This window comes from Rhodococcus sp. EPR-147, assembly GCF_001647185.1.
Lineage (GTDB): Bacteria > Actinomycetota > Actinomycetes > Mycobacteriales > Mycobacteriaceae > Rhodococcoides.
On the sequence record NZ_LVCU01000535.1, the window covers coordinates 1 to 3,128 of the forward strand.

3 protein-coding genes are annotated in these 3,128 nt (G+C 63.7%); 1 reads left to right on the forward strand and 2 read right to left on the reverse strand.

Translation table 11 applies throughout. The features are described from left to right. Positions 1–180 precede the first annotated feature (180 nt). Positions 181–1,158 (forward strand): alpha/beta hydrolase, encoded by a 978-nt coding sequence (locus A2J02_RS23635; protein WP_068054441.1) that lies wholly within the window; start codon positions 181–183, stop codon positions 1,156–1,158. A 2-nt stretch (positions 1,159–1,160) separates the two neighbouring features. On the opposite strand, the gene A2J02_RS23640 is transcribed toward A2J02_RS23635, so the two are convergent. Both A2J02_RS23640 and A2J02_RS23645 read right to left on the reverse strand, forming a co-directional pair. Next, the gene (locus A2J02_RS23640; protein ID WP_068054444.1) at positions 1,161–2,111 is read right to left on the reverse strand and encodes a helix-turn-helix domain-containing protein; all 951 of its coding nucleotides are present in this window, start codon (positions 2,109–2,111) and stop codon (positions 1,161–1,163) included. Between the two features lie 20 nt (positions 2,112–2,131). Further along, positions 2,132–3,128, reverse strand: a 997-nt coding sequence (locus A2J02_RS23645) for a phenylacetaldoxime dehydratase family protein (RefSeq protein WP_197478120.1), incomplete at its 5' end; no start/stop codon positions are given.

Genomic DNA, 3,128 nt, shown 5'->3' on the forward strand with positions numbered 1-3,128 from the left:
AAAGTGTTGCAAAGAAGGGTGAATGCTCGTGCGGTGATGTGTTGCCAGAGTCCCGGTCGGTCCGAATCGGGTGGATGTTCGTACGGCGTTCCATCCGGTCGGTTGCTGTGCAATGCTCCATGCAATTCGCCAGTTTCTTGTGACAACTCCCGCCCTGTGACAAATCCCGAGAGGATCGCCATGCGTCGTCGACGCATCTTCACCACGTTCGCCGCCGCCGCCGCGCTGTCTTTGTCCTCGGTCGGCATTGTGTCTGCCGATCCTGCCGTCTCGGCCGCCCGCATCGTCGATACCGTGATCGCGTCCGACACCCTGCGCACGCTGAGTGTGGAATCGCCTGCGATGGGGGCCGTTGTCGACGTGCAGGTGCTGACTCCGGCAGCGAAGACCGGATCGCGGCCGACGCTGTACATGCTCAGCGGAATCGGCGAAGAGGATCCGAACAACAGCATGTGGCTCCGCAAGGGTGGTGCGGCCGAATTCTTCGCCGACAAGAACGTCAACGTCGTGCTGCCGCTGGCCGGACCGGGCAGCTTCTACACCGACTGGCAACGGGACGATCCGAAACTCGGCCGCTATCAATGGGAAACGTTCCTGACCGAGGAGCTTCCTCCGCTGATCGACGCGGCCGTGGACGGCAACGGACGCAACGCGATCGCCGGGCTGTCGATGGGTGCACAGTCGGCCATGATGCTGGCCGCACGTAATCCCGATGTCTACTCCGGGGTGGCGTCGTACAGCGGGTGTTTCGCCTCCTCGGAGCCCATGGGGCAGGCGAGTATCCGCGCGATCGTCGGAGCATTCGGCGGAAATGCCGACAACATGTGGGGCGGTCCTCTCGATCCTGCTTGGGCGCAACATGATTCGGTGGTCAATGCCGAAAGCCTGCGCGGCACCGACGTGTATGTGTCGGTGGGAACGGGAGCACCGGGTCGCCACGAAAGTTTCGACAGCGCGTCGGCGCTCGACGTGGTGGTGGTCGGTGGTCTCATCGAGGTGGGCGCGAACTACTGCACCCATCGACTTGCGGATCGACTGAGCCAGTTGAACATCCCCGCGACGTTCGACTTCACCGAAACCGGAACACACTCCTGGCCCTACTGGGTGGAACAACTGCCCAAGAGCTGGCCGACACTGGCCGGGTCGCTCGGGATCTGAGCTCACCCGCGGTTGGTGTCGCGAAACTCCTTGGGAGTGCACCCGAAGCGCGCCCGAAAGGCGCGGCTGAAGTGGGCCGGGTCGGTGAACCCCCAGGACGCCGCCAGGGCTCCGATCGTGGTGCGGGAATTCTGGGGTTCGCACAGAGCCCGTTTGACGCCGTCGAGTCGCTGCATCCAGATCCATTCACTGGCGGTGCACGGTTCGCCGGCGAACGCTCGATGCACGGTACTCAGCGACAAGTGCAGGGAGGCCGCCACTTCCGTCACTGTCAGGTCCGGATCTCTGAGCCGCGCCGTCATCGCACGCTTGATCTCGCCGAGTCTCTCGGAGGCTGCGTAGGGTGCAGGCTTCTCCACCCCGGTCAGCCCGACCAGGCCTGCGACCAGGATGTACTCGACGCTCTGCGACACGGCCTCGGCCGACGCGGTACTCATGTCGGCGTCGTCCATGATCGTCGAGATCATGCTCACGAGCAGTTTCCCTGCGCCTTGCCGTCCGGACACCGCCCGCGCGGTCAGCGAACCCGTGTCCCGGACGAGCGTTCGCAGTGTTGCGCCGTGGAGCATCAGCACGTACTGGGCAAACGGGTCGTCGAAGCGAAGACTGTACGGCCGGGTGGTGTCGTAGAGCGCGAAGTCTCCCGGTTGCAGGACCGCCGTTCGGTCGTCTTGCACGACGAACCCGGTCCCCGACGTCTGGACGCTGACCAGAAAGTAGTCGTCACTGGTTCGGGAGATACCTGCGGGCGTCCGCAGCACGGTCTGAGCTGTTGCAGACACTCGCGACAATCCGAGAGTCGCAAGTCCGGTGGACTCGATATGCCCGGTGATGGCCGACGCGTTCTCGGGAATCGTGCACTCGAGATCGACGTACGTTCGACTGACCGCAGCGGTCCAGAAATCGACGCTGTCGGCCAGATCGACGGAGTCGGTGCGCAGCGGATCGGCCATGTCAGGTACCTCCCGTCTCCTCACAGGGTAGAACGCTCCGCAGCGGTACGCAGTAGACCCGTGCGGTCGTGGCAGCCGAAATACTCGAAGTACTGCTCGTCCGCCGCCGCGACGGTCACCTCGTGATAGAGCCGCAGCGACGCAGCGGGCCCCATCGTCGACAGATACTTCAGCGCGGCACCGAAGATGGCGACATGCGTCGGATGCGACTCGGCCCATGCTTCGAGGTCGCTCAGACTGCGCCACCAACTCATGCCGAAGGACTTGTCGGTATCGACGCCGTTGTCGTCGACCACCGTCATGTACCGGTTGGCGAAGCAACCGATGTCCAGGCCGTCGTCGCGAAGAAAGTCCATGCCGGCGCGCAACACCGGTTCGACGTCCCGCAGGTACATCTCTCGTTCGGACCCGACCGTATCGACCCAGTCCTGCCCGGATCGAATGAGGCAGATGTTCTCCTGCGGCACAATGGTGACTCTGTCGCCGTCGCGTACGACCTGAGGCTTCCCGCTGGGAGCAAGTGAGTCGCTCTGCGACAACGGGATTCGATCCCGGACCCCACCCCAGTAGGCATGTTCCTCGATGAAACCACTGAGCGAATCCGTCAGAGTGGCAACACCTTCCATGCGGCCGGTGGAGGAAAAGAGCGTCTCGTAGCGGTCGACGGTCGGTCTGATGATTTCGACGAAGCGGCCTCCGACGCTGGTCCAGTGCCGACCGACGGTATCGAACCAGCGGTCGAACACTGCGACGTCGTCCCAGTAGCCGATGAACACCGTCGTGTCGATGCCCTCCTCGTCGGTGTAGCGGGCTCGGTCCCTTCGGAAGGGACCCTCGTCACCCCACGGGGAAGCGTCGGGCATGCCCTGTATTCCGAAGTAGCCCATTACGACTCGTTCGGTGGATACCGGAAAGCGGGCGACGTACGACGGGAAGGGTGGCTGGTAGCCCTCGGGTGTGCGACGCGGACACGACCGGGGAACGACGAGATGGGCGGGAATTGCCGACTCGAGTTCA

Coding starts and splice junctions, on each gene's coding strand:
- A2J02_RS23640 (WP_068054444.1), bottom strand. CDS start 2,111: ATGGCCGATCCGCTGCGCACCGACTCCGTCGATCTGGCCGACAGCGTC.
- A2J02_RS23635 (WP_068054441.1), top strand. CDS start 181: ATGCGTCGTCGACGCATCTTCACCACGTTCGCCGCCGCCGCCGCGCTG.